Origin of the sequence: Neotamlana nanhaiensis (genome assembly GCF_000943555.1) — a bacterium.
GTDB lineage: Bacteria > Bacteroidota > Bacteroidia > Flavobacteriales > Flavobacteriaceae > Neotamlana > Neotamlana nanhaiensis.
The window spans coordinates 206,669-225,101 of record NZ_JTDV01000005.1 but is presented as its reverse complement, the minus strand read 5'-3'; the positions used below and the strand labels follow the sequence as shown (position 1 = coordinate 225,101).

Sequence of the window (18,433 nt, the reverse complement as noted above, 5' to 3'; positions counted from 1 at the left end):
TTAGATTATAGGGCGAAGCTTTTAGTTTAAAAACTTATTTTTTAATTCTGGTGTTGGTATCATACAAGCTTCTTTTTTACCATACCATTTGTATCGATTTTTTGCAATAAAATCGTAAACCCAATTGCGTATAAATGCTGGAACAATTAAAAAAATAGCCATCAAATGATTTGGAAAACCTAAGTAAAATGCAATTTTTAATGCCGCAGTACTTTTATAAACAATGCCTTTGTTGGGCGTGTAAAGTAAAATAGAATCGGTTTTTTGGGTATCTATATTAAACTGATTAATAATTTGTTTTCCTAGGTCGCTTTGTAACGCAGCAAATCGAAATACATCGTTTTTATCATGTTTAATAATGTATTGCACCGAGCTATCGCAAAGGTTACACACACCATCAAAGAGTATTAGTTTTTTGTTATCTGGAATAGGTATTCCCATATTACAAAGGTAGGTGTTTTACAAGCCATTTAAAAAACTTCCAAGGTCGGTTTCTTTATCGAGTTTTAGTTTCTTTTTAAGTCGGTATTTGCTTTTTAAAACACTTTCGGGTAAAACATTAAGCATCGATGCAATTTCTTTGGTAGATAGGTTCATGCGTAAAAACGAAGCCAAGCGTATCTCTTTCTCCGAAATATCAGCATAAATAGCTTTTAATTTGTTGTCGAAATTATTGTGTACTTCAGAGAAGTAGCTTTTAAAAACCTCCCAGTCTTTATCTTCGGCACTTTCTTTTTTTAGTAGCATAACTAAGCGTCGAAATTCTACTTTAAACAATTCTGGCGACTGTTTTATTTTCTCCAAATTTTCTTTTAGTTCTTGAATAAACGTATTTTTTTGTACCAAATGTAAAGTTTGGCTAGCGAGTTCTTTTTGTTTGAATTCTATTTCTTGTTTGTAAATTTCTTCTTGTTTTTCGCGTGCTAGTTTATTCTTTTTTATACGTTGTTTAAACCCGAAATAGAGTAGACCAGCAATAGCTAAAAACGAAAACATACCAATGGCATAAAGGGTTTTTATAAGTTTATCATTTTCTGCTTGAACATTTAAAGTATTTATTTCTTCATTTTGTAGAGCGATTTGGGCTTCTTTTTTTTCGGTTTCATAAATGGTTTTTAATTCTTCTATTTGTTTTGATTTTGTCTTGTTAAAAATACTATCATTTAAAACTTGAAATTTTTTTCTATCTGCCAATGCAGCTTTGTAGTTCCCTTGTTTTTCATAAGTTTCAGCACGCCCATAATAACTGTCAAGAATTACATCTGTGGCTTTAATTGAATCAGCTAGCTGTATTCCTAAATTATAATATTTTAGCGATTCGGCATAATTTTTTTTAAGAGAATATACTTCTCCTAAACTATTGTAAGCTATTGTTAGATTGATTTTTGAACCTATTTGTTTTTCAATAGGAACAGAACCTAAAAGTGTTTTTAAAGCTTCGTTATAACTACCTTTTTTTATTTGCAATGATGCAATATTTGAAAGATTCATCGAAATGAAGTCTTTACGATTTATTTCTTTAGAATAGTTTAAACTTGTGGTGTAACTATTTAAGGCATTATCATAGTCGTTTAAATACCAATAAGCATTTCCAATTTCCATAAAATTAACAGCAAGCCACTTTGTGTTTTTTATTGATTTCAGAATTTTTATCGATTCTAATAATGGTTCGAGTACAAGTTTGTAATTCCCTCTTAACATTTCTATTCTCGCCTTATGACCAAGAGATACAGCTTTTAGTAGAGGTTTTTTACGTTTTAAAGAATCAATTATATTTAGTGATAATAGATTAATTATAGTTGCCTCTTTAAAATCACCTTTATCCATAAGCGTTGTTACTTTTCTGTTAAGGGCAACAGCCATATACTCACCATTGTTATTTGTTTTAGCATGATTATAACCAGTTTCTGCAATTTCTATTGCTTCATTATAGTTCCCTTGAACACACTCAAAAGTTGCAAACTCTTCACAGGTTTTGGCTGCTTCTAAGCTATTTTTATTTTCACTTAAAATTTTTAGAGATTTTTTAAAAGAATATCTTGCAGAATCTACATTTGGTTTAAATCTAAAATAATACCCTTTGTTTCTTAAGCTAATACCAATGCCTTTTTTGTATTTGTTTTGTATTGAGGTGCTTAGCATGTCATTAATATAATTATATGTTTCTTCAGGATTTTTATGTTTCAATTCTTGAACAATTAAATCACCTGTTTTAATTTTATCTATAAAACTTATAGATGATTTATATGATTGTTTCAAACTATCAATAAGTTTTGTGTTTTGAGAAAAACCTATTTGAACAAAAAGGATAATGGATAAGGCGTAGTGTAACGGTTTCATAATTATGGTTATTAGCTAGCACTAAGATACTTATAAAATCAATTCAAACTCAATGGTTGTCCGCTGCTTAAAATGTCATTGTCCATGTAAAATCTATATTGCAAGTTTGTTTTAGAATAGATGTAATTATGGTAAATATTTGATTTTTAAGTATTTGTGTGTGTTTTGTTGTTTTGTTAAAAACGCCATGTCCATGCGCTATTTTAGGTAAAACCCAATTCGTTGTCCATACTTTGTCCATGCCTAAAATTAGAAAATAGCTTATGTGCTTAGTAATTTTGAAGTGTTGAATCACAAAAACTAAAATTATGAAAACAAGGCTATTAACATTGATTCCCCAATTAAAATTAACCTGCTTAGTTATGTTTTTATGCATATTTAGTTGTAGTAAAGAAACTATAGACGAGGTTGGTAAAAGCGTTTCTGGCGAAACTGCCGAAGCAATTGAAGATTATTTAGCAAGTTTAAATTATAATCCAGACGATTTGTTAAACGTACAGAGCAATACAGGTAAGAATAATTATAATTCATCAGAAAAGTCTAGCAAATACCAAGGTATGGTAAACCAGTGTATTACGCAATATTATAATATCCGTTCAAATTTTGAAGATGTTGTTATGTTCGATCCTGGAAATGGTGTTATTTATCCTGGAGCGTTGGTTATAGGCAACAGCGATATGTTAGGAGGCGCACCACAACCATTACAAGTTCCGCGCGCTGCGGCAAGTTTAAGAGTGGATTTACCGGGTATTGGTGAAGATGGAAATATTACCATTGATAACCCAGGGCAAAACACAAATGTACAAGCCGGAATTGATAAAGCTTTAGAGCATTGGAATGCAAACATACAACCACAAGGTTACGAAATTGATGCCGATACCTATTTTGAAAAAACCGAAGCACACTCATCCGAACAAATGAGTTTAGACTTAGGTATTAGTGGCGAATGGGCAACAGGATCTAGTTTTGAGTCTAGTTTTAGCTACAATAAAACCACCGAAAAACGTGTTGCAGCTCTGTTATACCGCCAAATTTTTTATGAGGTTACCATGGATACTCCAGCAACACCGTCGGCCGTTTTTGGTAGCAATGCCAGTTTAGAAACTATTGAATCGGCCATGAATAGCGAAAACCCACCAGCTTATGTGCACTCAGTGCAATACGGTCGTATTATAATGATTAGAATGGAAACCACCGATACCCAAACCGATGTTAGTTTAGAAGCTGCATTATCCTACGCTACTGGCGCTGGCGATTACGACGGTACGTTATCGGCGAGCTATAAAAAAGTAATTTCAAAATCTACATTTAATGTGGTAACTATTGGTGGTAATGCCGAAGTTGCAACTAGCGTAATTACAGGCGATAGTATTGAAGAAAACACCGAAGGTGGACTAAATTATGTTATTACCGAAAATGCACTGTATAGCCGCCAAAATCCAGGTGCGCCAATTGGTTATACCATTAAATATTTAAAAGATAACCGCATAGCCAAAATGGGATATAACACCGATTATCAAATTGAAACCTGTGGCGAATTCCCATACGATCATAAAAATGTTTATGCAAAACGTACAACTGGTCTTTACAGTATCAGATTCAGATATTCTTATTTTGGCAGAAATGATAATGACGACCGTAAATATTCTGGTTGGACCACTTTAAAAGACCAAAAAGTGAACTATTCTCAAAGTCCGCCAAACGGAGCACACGACATAAAAGTACAATTTCAATTATGGGATTTAACCTGGAAAACCATGGGAGAATTCGATTTAGATTATGTAACCAGAGACTACTATTTTGAAGCCTATTGTTCTAAAAAAGTCCTCGGAATTTGTACTCAAGTTTCGGTAAAAGAAATTTAAACACTAAACTTTGTATTAGTAAAACAGCTGGCACCTAAAGTTGCGATTCAACTTGGTGTTGGCTGTTATTTTGTGTTTAAATAGTTTGTTATTTTGGATGTTTCCCTCCTAAGGTCGGGTCGGGCTTTCGGCAGTCGCTCTCTCCTGCGTCGAGGAGCTCCAACAGATGCCTCAATCCCTAACACAAACTACCTTAAAGCAAATAGATTACTTAATACTGAATACTTGAATACTGCAAACTGCCTACTGTATCAATCTACTTCTTCACCGCCTCAACTAGCTCCAGTTGGTCTAAACTAACATTTGTGGTAAACATGCCGTAGTTAACAACGGCTTTATTTTTTTCAATTTTATCTATTGAACCTACTGAACGGCTATCTTCAAGTCGTACACGGTCGCCAACTTTTAAAATAGGTTTTGGTTTTGGTGGTTGTTTGGCTTTAAGTTCTTTTTCCTTTTTTTTCTTCTTTCTAATAACTTCCACCTTTTTATCAACCTCTTGTTTTACCTTTTGTTCTTTAGCTTTTTCGGCTTTTTTCTGTTTTGCCGAAATACGTTTACGCTTCGAGTTTTCAATTTGCACCAACTTAAAAAGCTCGCCCATAAGCTCACGTTTTTGTTTGTTGTTAAAATACTTTTCGGCTAAATCATCAATTTTTTGCCCTAAATAAATTAAACGCTGATTGCTATCGTAAAGTTCTTGGTAACTTTCTAATTTTTTCTGAATACGTGCGTTAATTTCTTCAAGCTTATCAGCTTCTTCAATTTTTTTCTTTTCGTTGGCTTTTAACGATTGTCCCGTTTTTTCAAGCTTGCTGCGTTCCTTTTGAAGTTTTGCAATAGTAGCGTCAAAGCGCACTTTACTACGTTCAATTTTCTTTTTAGCACGATTAATTAAACTATACGGAATACCGTTTTTTTGTGCAACTTCAAAGGTAAAACTACTTCCGGCTTGCCCGATAACCAGTTTGAACAAAGGCTCCAGAGTACGCTCATCAAACAACATGTTAGCGTTAAGCATGTGCGGTAGCTCGTTAGCCAAAATTTTAAGGTTGGAGTAGTGGGTCGTAATGATTCCAAAAGCTTCACGATGGTAAAATTCTTCAAGAAACGTTTCCGCCAAAGCGCCACCCAATTCAGGATCACTACCTGTACCAAACTCATCAATTAAAAACAGCGTGTTTTTGTTACATTTTCGCAGAAAGTAATTCATCTGCTTTAAACGGTAGCTGTAAGTACTTAAATGATTTTCAATAGATTGGTTGTCGCCAATATCGCTTAAAATTCTATCAAAAATATAAGCCGAACTACGTTCGTGCACCGGAATTAACATGCCGCTTTGCAACATGGCTTGCAATAAACCAACCGTTTTTAAAGTAATGCTTTTTCCGCCAGCGTTAGGACCTGAAATCACAATAATACGGCTATCGGCTTTTAAAGTAATGGTTTGAGGGTATGTAGTTTCCTTTTTCTTTAGGTTGTTTAAATACAATAGCGGATGGTAGGCATCGCGTAAAAACAGACTTTTATCTTCCGAGAAATTAGGTAAAATCGCGTTTAACGATTGTGCATATTTCGCTTTCGCAGAAATGACGTCGAGTTCGATTAAAAATGTTTGATAATCTTTTAAAAGTGGTAAAAACGGACGAACATAATTAGTAACTTCCTTAAGAATTCTAATGATTTCTTCTTTTTCTTCGTACTCTAAATTGTTTAATTCTCGGGTGTGTTGTAAAGTGGTTTCGGGTTCAATATAAACAATGCTTCCTGTTTTACTGCTTCCCATAATTGAGCCTTTTACCTTACGACGGTACATGGCTTTTACGGCTAAAACACGACGATTTTCAATTACCGTTTCTCTAATATCATCTAAATAATCGAGGTTATTGTAAGACGTTAAAGCCGAGGTAAAGCTTGCATTTATCTTGCCTTTAATTATGTTTATAGCCTGCCTAAGTTGTTCTAAAAGCGGTGATGCGTTGTTTTTTATTTCACCAAAGCGGTCTACAACACTGTTTATTTTTTCAATAATAAGTTTGGTAACTTCGATATGCGAAGCAAAAGTATTAAGCGTAGGGTAGTATTCTTCAAACTTTTTTAAGAATACTACAATCTCGTTTGCAGTGGTAGAAATAGCCACAATTTTCTTTAAACTATGAACTTCTAAATAGGTGTTTTCAATTTTTAAAAGTTTGAGCTCTTTGGTAATTTCATCGAAACCATGATTTGGTATTCGGTTTTCGTTGGTAAACGATGCTACATATTCGTTGGTTAGGTTTAACGAAAAAAACAGTTCCTCTTTCGTTTTGTAAGGCGAAATTTTAAGAGCTTCGGCGTTACCTAACTCGGTAATGCAATGTTCGCTTACCTGCTGTAAAACCTTTGGGAACTCTAAATCTTGTAATGTTTTTTCGTGAATATGAATCATTCTTTTGCTAACCACTTTTTATTGAAAGCAGCAAATTTAAGCAATTACTTCGCAAGTTTAAATAGTGCTAATGGCTTCTTGTTAAAATGTTATTTAACAGATCATTACCGTAGTTTAACAAATAACTAACAATAAGGAAAGCAATTTCTGATAATTTTACGATTGAAAATTCATCAATCATCAAACCATCAGTTATTTAGCTCAATTAATTTGTTTTAATTGGGCTTTTAACTTATATAATTCCAAATATTTTTAAACTTAGCTAATTGGCGATACGTATTTAAAATGACTTGATTTTCTGGTAAAGATAAACTGCTGTCGTTCTTTAATGTTAGTTTCGCGTAATGTCTTGCGCTGTTTAAAATAGCGCTATCTTTTACAATATCGGCAATGCGAAGGTTTAAAACGCCACTTTGTTGTGTACCCATTAAATCACCAGGACCACGCAGTTTTAAATCGGCTTCAGCAATTTCAAATCCATCATTAGTGCGTACCATAGTTTCTATACGGGTTTTACTGTCGTTACTTAATTTATGTCCGGTCATTAAAATACAATAACTTTGTTCGGCGCCACGACCAACACGACCACGTAATTGATGGAGCTGCGATAAGCCAAAACGTTCTGCGCTTTCAATAATCATAACCGATGCATTAGGCACATTAACACCAACTTCAATAACTGTGGTGGCCACCATAATTTGAGTTTCGCCTTTAATAAAGCGTTGCATTTCGTATTCTTTGTCGTCGGGTTTCATTTGTCCATGAACAATGGATATTTGATATTCTGGCATCGGGAAGTCTCTAGAAATACTTTCGTAGCCATCCATTAAATCTTTGTAATCCATTTTTTCACTTTCTTGAATTAACGGATAAACAACATAAACTTGACGGCCTTTTTTTATTTCGTCACGGATAAATCGAAACACATTTAAGCGGTTTTTGTCGTATCGATGTACGGTTTTTATAGGTTTACGTCCGGGAGGTAATTCATCGATGACAGAAATATCTAAATCGCCATAAACCGACATGGCTAGTGTTCGCGGAATTGGAGTGGCAGTCATAACTAAAATGTGGGGTGGGATAGAAGCCCCACCAACCTCCCCAGAAGGGAGGCTTTTTAAAGTGTTTTCGATATAAGTTAAAACGTTGTTTATATCACCAATTACTTGCTCGTTTGTAAAACGGATAACTTTAAAACCTATTTCTTTTAGTATTAGAGTTCGAAGTTCGTCTGCTTCTTTCTGCTCGATGGAAGTGTGATAGCCACCATCAACTTCAATAACCAAGCTTTTTTCAATACAAACAAAATCAACTATAAACTCATCAATAATATGTTGCCTTCTAAATTTTAAATCTAGTTTTTTATTTCTTAAACATTCCCATAAAATTTGTTCTGCTTCAGTGGCTTGTTTTTTGTTTTTAGTCTGTAATTCTTTTAAAAGATTGTATGTTGATGGGCGAGCTGTCATGTATTTTTGGCGTACTGTTTTAGCTTCCTCCCAATGGGAGGATTGAGGAGGACTTGTTGGTCCTTTTTTCCATAATTTGCTTCGTTGTGCGACTCCAAATCGGTGTTGCTCATCTACGATGGCGAGTCCTAAATTCTTAAATTTTACTTTGTCTTCAAGCAGTGCATGCGTGCCAATTAATATTTGTAAATCACCATTTTCTAGACTTTTATGAATTTTTTTTCGTTTTGAAGTTTTTGTTGAACCTGTAAGTAATTCTATGTTGATATTCAATTTTTTACAGTACTCTCTTAAACCGTTGTAGTGCTGAACTGACAAAATTTCAGTTGGTGCCATTAAACAGGCTTGGTATTCGTTGTCAAGTGCCATGAGCATTGACATAAGCGCGACTATCGTCTTTCCAGAGCCTACATCACCTTGCAGAAGACGGTTCATTTGTGCTTGACTACCCAAATCGGCACGAATTTCTTTTAAAACACGTTTTTGGGCATTGGTTAAATTAAAAGGTAAATGCTCACTAAAAAAGGTATTAAAGTAGGAGCCAACTTTATCGAAAGGTAGGCCTTTAATTTTCTTTTTATGCGATAAATTTTTAATTATTAATTGAAACTGTATATAAAATAGTTCTTCAAATTTTAATCTAAATTGAGCTTTATGAAGTAGCTCTGTACTTTTAGGAAAATGAATATTAAATAAGGCCTCAGATTTATTAATCAACTTTAAATCTTCTAAAATAGGTTTCGACAAGGTTTCAACAAATCGACCTTTAGTTTCAATAAAAAGTTGTTGCATGATTTTACTAACCACTTTGTTAGTGATGCCTTTATTCGATAATTTTTCTGTGGATGGATAAATGGGTTGCATCGCAGAACGAATATTTTTTTCGTGTTCTTCTAGAGGTTCTAACTCCGGATGTGCCATACTAAATTTACCACTAAACCAATTTACTTTGCCAAAAGCGACATAAGGTTTGTTGGTTTTAAGGTTGTCTCGAATCCATTTATGGCCACGAAACCAAACCAATTCCATAACACCTGTGTCGTCTTGAAAATTAGCAACAAGTCGTTTACCACGTTTTTGAGCTACTTCTTTAAATCCTGTAATTTTTCCAATTATTTGTACATCGGCATTAGTTTGTTGCAGCTCGTTAATTTTGTAATATCGTGTTCTATCAATATATCTGTTTGGAAATAAGTTGATTAAATCTTGATACGTGTAAACACCCAATTCGCTTTTTAGCAAAGTAGCTCGATTAGGCCCAACGCCTTTTAAATAATCTATGGGTGTTTGAAGGTTAACAGACATAAAAGCGAATTTAAGTTATTTCGTTTAAGATTAAAAGTGCTATTTTGGTCTTATACTTGATGAAGTTATGTTATGAAAAATGTACTGTGTTTTGTTTTTGGATGCTTTTGTTGGTTTGGTTTTTCGCAACAAACTGATTACGTTGATTTTAAATCGTGCAGAGCTTCAATTGCCTTTGGCAACCTTCAAAATAAAGAAGTAAAAGGAAAAGCGATTTACGAGTTGAAAATATTAAAAGACATCGATTCTGTTTTTCTAGATGCTCAAAATTTTTCAGAAATTAAATATATTTTAAATGATGCTATTGAAGGCCATTTATACGATGGTAAACATCTTATTATAAAACATAAATTTAAAGCAAAAACAAGACATAAATTAGAAGTAACTTGGGAAACTTCACCTAAAAAAGCCATGTATTTCATAGATTGGAGCGATGTCTCTTCGAGTGATTTTGAAGTTAATCAAAATCGTATCGATAAGGCAATTGTGGTAAAATCTGGACAAATCTGGACGCAAGGACAAGGCAAATACACCAGTAATTGGCTCCCAAGTATCGACGATATGAACGATAAAATAGAGTTCGATTTAAACGTGACATTCGACAAGGATTATCAAGTAATTGCCAATGGAAAGTTAATAGGAAAAGAAAATCGTCTTAATAAAACCATTTGGCATTACGACATGCGCAAACCCATGAGTAGTTATTTAGTGGCCTTGGCTGTTGGGAAGTACAGGAAAAACGTTGAAATTGCTAAAAGCGGTATTCCTTTAGAAATGTATTATTATCCTGAAGATACCTTAAAAGTAGAGTCAACATACCGCTACACAAAACAAATGTTCGATTTTCTTGAAGATGAAATTGGAGTTGCTTATCCTTGGCAAAATTACAAACAAGTTCCTGTAAAAGATTTTTTGTATGCCGGAATGGAAAACACCAGTTGCACCATTTTTTCTGATGCTTTTATGGTTGATGATGTGGGTTTTGTAGATAAAAACTATGTTAATGTAAATGCGCACGAACTTGCACACCAGTGGTTTGGCGATTTAGTTACCGAAACTTCGGGAACACACCATTGGTTGCAAGAAGGTTTTGCTACGTATTATGCTTTATTGGCCGAAAAAGATGTGTTTGGAGAAAACTATTATTACTGGCAACTTTACGAATATGCGCAAGAATTATACGAGCAAGATAAAGCAGGAGCAGGAGGAACATCGTTACTAAACCCAAAAGCGAGTAGTACTACATTTTACAAACGCGGTGCTTGGGTATTGCATGCCTTACGAGAAAAAGTAGGAGATAAGACTTTTAAAAAAGCAGTTAAAAGCTATTTAAAGAAATACAAATTTGAAAATGTTGAAACCAATGATTTTATAAATGAAGTTGAAAAATATAGCAAAACTGATTTATCGGAGTTTGTTGAAACATGGTTAATGGCTGAAACCTTTAATTATGATGATGCTTTACTAAACTTAAAAAAATCGACTTATATAAATGAGTATCTTATGGTAGATTGCGAGGTTTATAGCTCAAAATGTGTAGACTATTTGAAGTATTACGCTTCCGATGAAGCTAAAGCTAAAGTAGTATCGCAAATTCCAGATAAAATATCGGCGACCGATTTTAAGAACCCGTTAAAAGTGCGTCAAGCCATTGCAAAATATGTAACTAACGTTTCGCCATCAATAAAAACGGAGTATGAAAGTTTGCTCGACGATAAATCGTATGTAACTATTGAAGCAGCTTTGTTTAATTTATGGAGAAATTTTCCGCCACAGCGCCAAAATTATTTGAATAAAACCAAAGAAATAATCGGCTTTAACGATAAAAATGTTAGACTTTTATGGTTAACGTTGGCATTAGTTACAGAAGACTACGAACCTGAAAACAAAACAAAATATTTAAATGACCTTACAAATTACACAAGTCCAAACTACGGTTACGAAACCCGAATGAATGCATTCCAGTATTTACATCAAATAGAAGCCTGTAATGCCGAATGTATACGTAATTTAGAGCAAGCAACTACGCATCATAATTGGCGTTTGGTAAAGTTTGCAAAGGAATTATTGAATGTTATAAAACCCAAATAACTACTTCCTACGCTCCATTCTAGCAGGATCTCTACAAATTAAACAGCCTGCCAAATAGGTTAGTGATATTTCGTAAACACCGTTTGTGTTTCCAATTTTTGTGGTATTAAAATCGTAAGAGAAACCAAAGCGTAATTTTTCATATTCTAAACCAATAAAAGTATTGACAGATGTAAGTAAATGACTCTGCGAATGGTTTTTATTTGGGTTAGTTACAGCCGTTGCACCAATAAATAATTTGCTTAGTTTAATATTTGTTCCAATATCTAAACGGTTAAATTCGCCTTGTTGCATGTAATTTAGTGACACTTGCATTTTATTACGGTCTAAATACGGGAATTTATAATTAGCATGAACAGAGTAAAAAATATCTAAAGGCACATGACTGTTTTCAACAAACGAAATATTTGGTCGGTTAAGGTGTTTTATAGCAAAACCAAACCATAAATCGGTGTCGTTGTAAATATTCTGTTGGTCGAAAACAAAGCCGGCTGTAAAATCGAAAAATGTTTTGTTATCGTTGGCATTCATGGCAAACGGATCGGAAGAGGAATTGCTAACTGTTCCGCTATTAATATTTAATTGGTCGCCCAAAACAATACCACTAAAATTGAACGATCGCGTTCCGAAACCTAATTCTACAGCGGGTCTAAACGCCCAGTCGTTACCAAGCCGTACTATATAAGCGTAGTTTACATTGGCTTGTAAATGGTTAAAATTGGTGTTGTTTTCATGCTGATTTAAAATACTAAAGCCAACGCCGCTATCTAAATTTTCAATCCATGTATTAATAAATGCGTATTGTGTATTTATTCGTAAATCTAAACTTGGCCATTGGGTGCGATGTAATATGCCGAAATAAGTGGCGTCTTCAAAACCCGAAAACCCTGGGTTTAGCGTTTCTGGAACTAAAAAGTATTGCGTAAAAACAGGATCTTGAGCTTCGGCTTTAAAAAAAAGACCACTTAAAATTATTAGGATAGATAGTTTTATTTTCCTCATGTATAGCAATTTATTTTAATGCAGAAAATGCGCCTTTTTTAGTAATAGTTTCACCGTAAAGTGTTTTAGCAGTTAAGGTGTAATAAAAGTTTCCGTTTTCGGTGTCGTAGTCTTTTATCGTGCCGTTCCAACCTTGCAAGGCATCACCACTTTCAGAAAAAATTAAACTGCCCCAGGTGTTAAAAATGCTAAAGGTCATATCGGTTAACGCCTTAGTTTTAGGAACAAAATAATCGTTAATGCCATCGTTGTTTGGGGTAAATGTGTTAGGCACCATAAGGCTGTAGCCTTTCTCGATAGTTAAAATGATTTCTTTGGTATATGCACAACCAAAAGGATAAGTTACCGTTTGAATTATGGTATAAGTACCTTCGTTATTGTAACTATGAGTTGGACTTTCGTCGGAAGAAAAAGTGCCATCACCAAAATTCCAAGAAACCGCTTCGAAATCTCCTGTAGATTCATTGGTAAATTCAATAGGAATTAATTTTGAATAAAATCCGAAATTTGTGAAGCTTTCGGAGGTTTGGGTAAAATCAGGATAACCCAAAACAGGAATTTCAACTTGATACGAGTATGAAATTGAACATCCCATGCTGTCGGTAACATCAATGATAGTTAAACCATTTTGGTTGGTGCTCATAAACTCATTATTTGTACCAGAAACTGTTCCGCTAGACCATTGTATTTGATACGGCGGAACACCACCACTAGGTTTGGCTTCAAAAGTTTGATTGACTTCGCGAGTCGCGCAGTCGTGTATGGTGTGTGTTTCAACATCAACAATTAAAGGTTCAAAACGGTTAATGTTCCAACTTCCAGAAACGTCGCAACCATTCGCATCGGTTACGGTAACCGAATAATCTCCTGGTGGAATATTACTTAAATCTTCAGTGGTTGCACCGTTAGACCAAGAATAAGTAAACGGCATGGAGCCACCAGTAACCACAAGGTTTATAGCGCCACTTTCAGCAATATCACAATCTAAAGCATCTGTTGTGTTAGCAGACAGGTTTAACTGTGCTGGTTCTGTTATCGTAAAAGTTTCTGATATTGTACACGGTGTGCCATCGGTAATAGTAACAGAATACGTTCCAGGACCAATATTATTGCGTTCTACACCGGCAGTTGGGTCGTCGTCCCAAACCAAAGTAATTGGGGCAATACCGCCTTCAAAATTTAGAGTTATTCGTCCGTCCATAGCACCATAACAACTCACATTACTTGTTGTTGGTGTTATTCTAAAAATAGGAGGTTCTTCTATAAAAATAGTCGCTTCTTTTACACAATTAGCATCATCGGTTACCGTGATAACATAGGTTCCTGGCGATAAATTATCTTGTACCATACCCGAACCTAAATTACTCCAGCTAACCGTATATGGTGCAATACCTCCCGTTATCGAATTTATAGTTATTACCGCATCATTATCGCCATAACATTTAATTTCGGTGGCTGTATAATCTATTGTTATTTCGCCGGTTTGGTTAACAATAATTTCCAGTGTATCTGTACAACCCGATCTGTCTGTAACAGTTACATTATAGGTGCCTGCGAATAAATTATTGATATTTTGATTGCTACTACTAAATCCATTTGGGCCTGTCCAAGCATATGTATAGTCAAAAACACCAGGGCTTAATTCGTTTGGTCGCCCGCCATTAACGTTGATGTAAATTTCTCCGGTTGAATCACCATAACAAATCACATCAACTCTCGATGATAAAGCAACTTGTAATTCTGCAGGTTCAATAATTTGAAAACTTTGGGAAATACTTGGGCAATTGTTAGCATCAGTTACCGTAATTTCGTAATCGCCTGGACCGAGATTTGTTAAATCTTCATCGGTGCTAAATGGCGTTCCGTTAAGCGTCCAGTTGTAAGTGTAGGGCGTTGTACCACCAGAAATATCAATCCCAATATTACCATCATTCGCGCCAAAACACGAAATAGTTTCAGGATCAAAATATACATTACTAAAAATAAGTTCTTCGGGTTCGATAATCGTGTATGTGTTGCTATATGGGCATCCGCCGTTGTCGTTGATAGTAACGGTGTAATCACCAGGTTCTAAGTTGTTAATATCTTCGATATTACTTGTAAATCCGTTAGGGCCAATCCATGTTATTTGATATAAATTTCCTGAAGTAAACGGTACACCACCAGTAATAGAAATATCAATCGAACCACTTTGTGAATTGTAACAGGTACTATTTGCGATAGTTTCAGTTACACTTATTGAAGGATTTACGGTGATAGTAACCGTAAATGGAGTTCCTGCACAGTTTCCTGATGTAGGCGTAACCGTGTAAGTTACTGTGGCAGGATTTATAGTGGTATTTGTAAGGGTTTGACTAATGCTTGAAGCTCCAACAGTTTCGTTTGAAGCACCCGTAACAGATCCAGTTGGTGCAATAGTTGGTGTGTCCCAAATGTATGAAGTGTTACTAGGAACGTTGTCGCCATTGGTTTCATCTGGAGAAATATCAAAAGTAACACCACTACAAATTGTTAAATTATAATTGCTAATACTTGGCGTTTGGTTTACCGTATGCTCTGTGATATCGGACGTAATTTGAGTACATCCACCAGAAGCAAAGGTGATAACCACGTAATAATAAGTAGTTCCAACAGTTCCCGATGGTGGTGTAAATGATGCATTTGTTTCTCCTGAAATGGCAGTTCCAGAAGTAGAATTGTTAACGGTATTGCTATACCATTGATAACTTGGAGTACCCACACCATTATTGTAACTCACTGATATGGCATTAAAAGTTTCACCAAAACAAATGGTTTCCGAAGTGGGTTGATTGGTTATGTTTGGTGCCGCATTTACATTAACTTCTGCTGTATTGCTTTTGGTGTAACAACCTGGTTCAGTTTGCGAAATTTCGCAATAATAATACAATGTACCAACATTGGTGGTTGGAGTTGTAAATGTACTATTTGTAGCACCTGAAATTAAAGTCCCGCCTGCATTGGTGTTAGTAGTGTTGCTATACCATTGATAGGTATATGTTGCACCAAGGCCACCTGAAACCACTACTTCCAAATCTTGAGGAATAATGCCTTGACAAAGTGTTTGTGAAGCTAAAGGCTGACTCGTAATGGTAGGAGCGTCCACCACAATAACCTCAGAAACGGCGCTGGTGATATCTCCGCAACCACTTCCGTTTAAAGAAATAACGACGTAGTAATAAAATGTACCTGCGGTTGTATAGGTTGGTGGCGTGTAAGAAGCATCGGTCGCTCCAGAAATAGCTGTTCCACCAGTATTGTTATTGGTTGTATGGCTATACCATTGGTAAGATACAGTACCTGTTCCACCCGAATGCGAAACCGTTAACGGATTGTTTAATTCACCACCAACGCAAAGACTTTGAGTGTTTAGTGGTTCTGTGTCTATCTGAACACCTTCAACCACCTCAATTCTAGCCGTATTGGATGCTATTTGATTACAACCAGCTCCAGACGAGCTAAATGAAACAACACAATAGTAGTATATAACTCCAATAGTATCATTTGGAGGTGTGTAAGTATTTGAGGTTTCTCCTGTAATTTCTGTTCCCGAAGAAGTATCATCAACCGTATTACTGTACCATTGGTAACTTGGCGTGCCCGACCCGTTAACGGCAACTGTTAAAGGTGTAATCGTTCCGTTTAAACAAACGGTTTCGGGTTGCGGTTGAGTTGTGAACTCGGGTGCAGGCTCAACTGTTACTGTAAATATTTGTGGCGCTCCGTCGCAACCATTTAACGATGGTGTTACCGTATAAGTTACATCTTCGGCTGTTGTTCCAGAGTTAAAAATAGTTTGAACTGGTATAGTATCGCTTCCAGAACTTAAAAAACCAGTTACAACTGCGGGAGCATTTGCTGTCCATGAAAATGTTGTACCACTTAAATCGGAAGTTAACACAATTTCATTCGTATCAGTTCCCGAGCAAATGGTTTGATTAACATCGGTATTCGTAATGCTTGGTTCTGGGTTAATTGTAAAGTCGTAAGTTGCAGTAACGGTATCGCAGCTATTGGTTACTTCTAAAGTTATAGTATAATCGCCAGGTGCTGTATAATTAACAGTTCCAGGATCTAAAGTGTTGGCAGTTGCAGGTGTTCCGCCAGGGAAACTCCATGCATAGGTTACGGTTTCAGAGGTTGGAGCACAAGTGCTTACGGTTGCTAAAGGGTTAAAGGATGCGCTTCCGCAAAAATCGTCAATTTGGTTTATGCTTGCTTGTGGAGGTTCTTTTACTTCAATAACTTCAGTGTGTTCGCTATCACCACAAGAGTTTGTAGTTGTTAAGGTTAAGGTATAAGTTCCTGCAGTAATAAATTCAAAAGAAGGTGCTGCTGAGTTTTCGTTGGTTCCATTAGTAAAACTCCATTGCGGTGTTGTGCTGCCACAAAACCCTTGCGTATAATCCACTTCCCAAAGATAGGTTTCGCCACCGCAGCTTTGAGCAAAATCGGTGGTATTCGTGCTTTGCACAGCTAGTGGTGAACAGTCATTATTGGTGTTTAAGGTGAAATCGGTTATTAATTCTGGTTCGATACAAATTGTATTTGAAATGGTATCGGTTGTACCGCAAAAGTTTTGGGCATATAATTCAATAGTGTAAACACCAGGACTGGTATAAGTATGGTTAGGATCGCGTAATGTTGAGGTGGTTCCATCACCAAAATCCCAATAATAACCAGCAGATGTATCACAATTTTGATTATAACCTGTTGTTGAGGTGTTTGTGAATTGCACAGGCATATTTAAACAACCACTGGAATCGTTGGTAAAAGAAACATCAGGCTTTTTTAAAATAATAATTGGACCAGCTGTAAGTGTAGTTTCTCCACAAGACGTGGTTATATATAAAACAGCAGTATAACTATAATCTGGACAATTCGATTCTGTATATTCATGTGGAATTGGAAAATCATCAGAATTTACGGGGTTAGCAGCATCAAAATAAGTAGAGGCTTCTAATTGTTGTTGCGAGTAAGTTATAATGGTACCGTCACCAAAATCAATATAATAATTTGTATCTGGTGGATTTGTACCCCAAGAACCTATGGCAAATTGTATAGGAGCAATAGGAGTACAAAGGTTTACCGTGTTTCCTGGATTTACAATAGCTCCTGTTGGGTTACTTGAATTTTTTACTAAATAAGTTATTTTGTTATCACAATCGGTTCCATGCGCAGTAATCGTCATATTATATGATCCTAGTTGCGCGTAAGTGTGTGTTAGCGGAAAAGTTACATTCGTTTCGGTTGTATTGTCCCCCCAATTAATATCATACGAAGTTATACAATTACCATTAGATCTATTACCTACAGTTATGGTGTATGTAGGGTCGGAGGTATTGTTCCCACAATTATCAAAATGCGGTGAAAAATTAGCTTCTGCATCAACATCATAGAAATTTAGGTTTGGTTTCCGTAAAACAGGAACTTGTTTGGTTATGGTTGCAGATTCATTGTTTGCGTCGGTTACTGTTAATGTTACATTAACATTTTGAATACCACAGCCAACAGCATTAAAAGTATGCGACGGATTAGCATTGGTACTCGTACTACCATCGTCACTAAACGTCCATAAATACGTAAATGGACCATCGCCAGAAACAGTTGATGTGAAATTTACTTGAGTACCCGAACAGGCGCCACTATTGTTAAAAGTAAAATTTATTGTTGGAGGTAAAAATGATGGTGTTTTGCTGTGATTAATTCGAGGTAATTCTAAATTAAAACTTCTATTTAAAGCAAAAAAAGAAACACTTAAAATTAAAAACGCAAATACTGTAAGAAAAGTGGTTTTTCTCATAGGAAATAGAATTGTTAATAGCTGAAACTAAAATAGATATTCTTTTTTTAAACCGATACAATTAAAAGATATATGTATCCTTTTTTTAGTTAAAATACCCAATGTTAGGTAT

Annotated in this window: 8 protein-coding genes; 2 read left to right on the top strand and 6 right to left on the bottom strand. The window is 35.4% G+C overall.

The window, feature by feature from the left end; translation table 11 throughout:
- Positions 1-21: 21 nt before the first annotated feature.
- The gene (locus tag PK35_RS08500) at positions 22-441 is read right to left on the bottom strand and encodes a thiol-disulfide oxidoreductase DCC family protein (protein ID WP_044626278.1); all 420 of its coding nucleotides are present in this window, start codon (positions 439-441) and stop codon (positions 22-24) included.
- Positions 442-459: 18 nt separating this feature from the next.
- Positions 460-2,340, bottom strand: a complete 1,881-nt coding sequence (locus PK35_RS08495) for a tetratricopeptide repeat protein (RefSeq protein ID WP_044626277.1) — start codon at positions 2,338-2,340, stop codon at positions 460-462.
- 362 nt (positions 2,341-2,702) lie between these two features.
- Between PK35_RS08495 and PK35_RS08485 the strand changes: the two genes are divergently transcribed.
- A complete protein-coding gene (locus PK35_RS08485; protein ID WP_044626275.1) occupies positions 2,703-4,205 on the top strand; it encodes a thiol-activated cytolysin family protein in 1,503 nt (500 codons plus the stop codon).
- Between the two features lie 256 nt (positions 4,206-4,461).
- On the opposite strand, the gene PK35_RS08480 is transcribed toward PK35_RS08485, so the two are convergent.
- Together PK35_RS08480 and PK35_RS08475 are read right to left on the bottom strand one after the other, a co-directional pair.
- Positions 4,462-6,633 carry an endonuclease MutS2 gene (locus PK35_RS08480; RefSeq protein ID WP_044626274.1) on the bottom strand — a complete coding sequence of 724 codons (2,172 nt, stop codon included), beginning with the start codon at positions 6,631-6,633 and terminating at the stop codon, positions 4,462-4,464.
- Positions 6,634-6,860: 227 nt separating this feature from the next.
- Positions 6,861-9,407 (bottom strand): DUF559 domain-containing protein, encoded by a 2,547-nt coding sequence (locus PK35_RS08475; protein WP_044626273.1) that lies wholly within the window; start codon positions 9,405-9,407, stop codon positions 6,861-6,863.
- A gap of 72 nt (positions 9,408-9,479) precedes the next feature.
- Between PK35_RS08475 and PK35_RS08470 the strand changes: the two genes are divergently transcribed.
- Positions 9,480-11,498, top strand: coding sequence for a M1 family metallopeptidase (locus tag PK35_RS08470; protein WP_044626272.1), 2,019 nt, complete (start codon positions 9,480-9,482; stop codon positions 11,496-11,498).
- Here the strand turns inward: PK35_RS08470 and PK35_RS08465 are convergent, their stop codons facing one another.
- Positions 11,499-12,500, bottom strand: a complete 1,002-nt coding sequence (locus tag PK35_RS08465) for a PorP/SprF family type IX secretion system membrane protein (protein ID WP_044626271.1) — start codon at positions 12,498-12,500, stop codon at positions 11,499-11,501.
- Positions 12,501-12,510: 10 nt separating this feature from the next.
- Positions 12,511-18,321: a T9SS C-terminal target domain-containing protein gene (locus tag PK35_RS08460; RefSeq protein WP_044626270.1), complete on the bottom strand. Its 5,811-nt coding sequence runs from the start codon at positions 18,319-18,321 to the stop codon at positions 12,511-12,513.
- Positions 18,322-18,433: the final 112 nt, after the last annotated feature.

Coding starts and splice junctions, on each gene's coding strand:
- PK35_RS08500 (WP_044626278.1), bottom strand. CDS start 441: ATGGGAATACCTATTCCAGATAACAAAAAACTAATACTCTTTGATGGT.
- PK35_RS08495 (WP_044626277.1), bottom strand. CDS start 2,340: ATGAAACCGTTACACTACGCCTTATCCATTATCCTTTTTGTTCAAATA.
- PK35_RS08485 (WP_044626275.1), top strand. CDS start 2,703: ATGTTTTTATGCATATTTAGTTGTAGTAAAGAAACTATAGACGAGGTT.
- PK35_RS08480 (WP_044626274.1), bottom strand. CDS start 6,633: ATGATTCATATTCACGAAAAAACATTACAAGATTTAGAGTTCCCAAAG.
- PK35_RS08475 (WP_044626273.1), bottom strand. CDS start 9,407: ATGTCTGTTAACCTTCAAACACCCATAGATTATTTAAAAGGCGTTGGG.
- PK35_RS08470 (WP_044626272.1), top strand. CDS start 9,480: ATGAAAAATGTACTGTGTTTTGTTTTTGGATGCTTTTGTTGGTTTGGT.
- PK35_RS08465 (WP_044626271.1), bottom strand. CDS start 12,500: ATGAGGAAAATAAAACTATCTATCCTAATAATTTTAAGTGGTCTTTTT.
- PK35_RS08460 (WP_044626270.1), bottom strand. CDS start 18,321: ATGAGAAAAACCACTTTTCTTACAGTATTTGCGTTTTTAATTTTAAGT.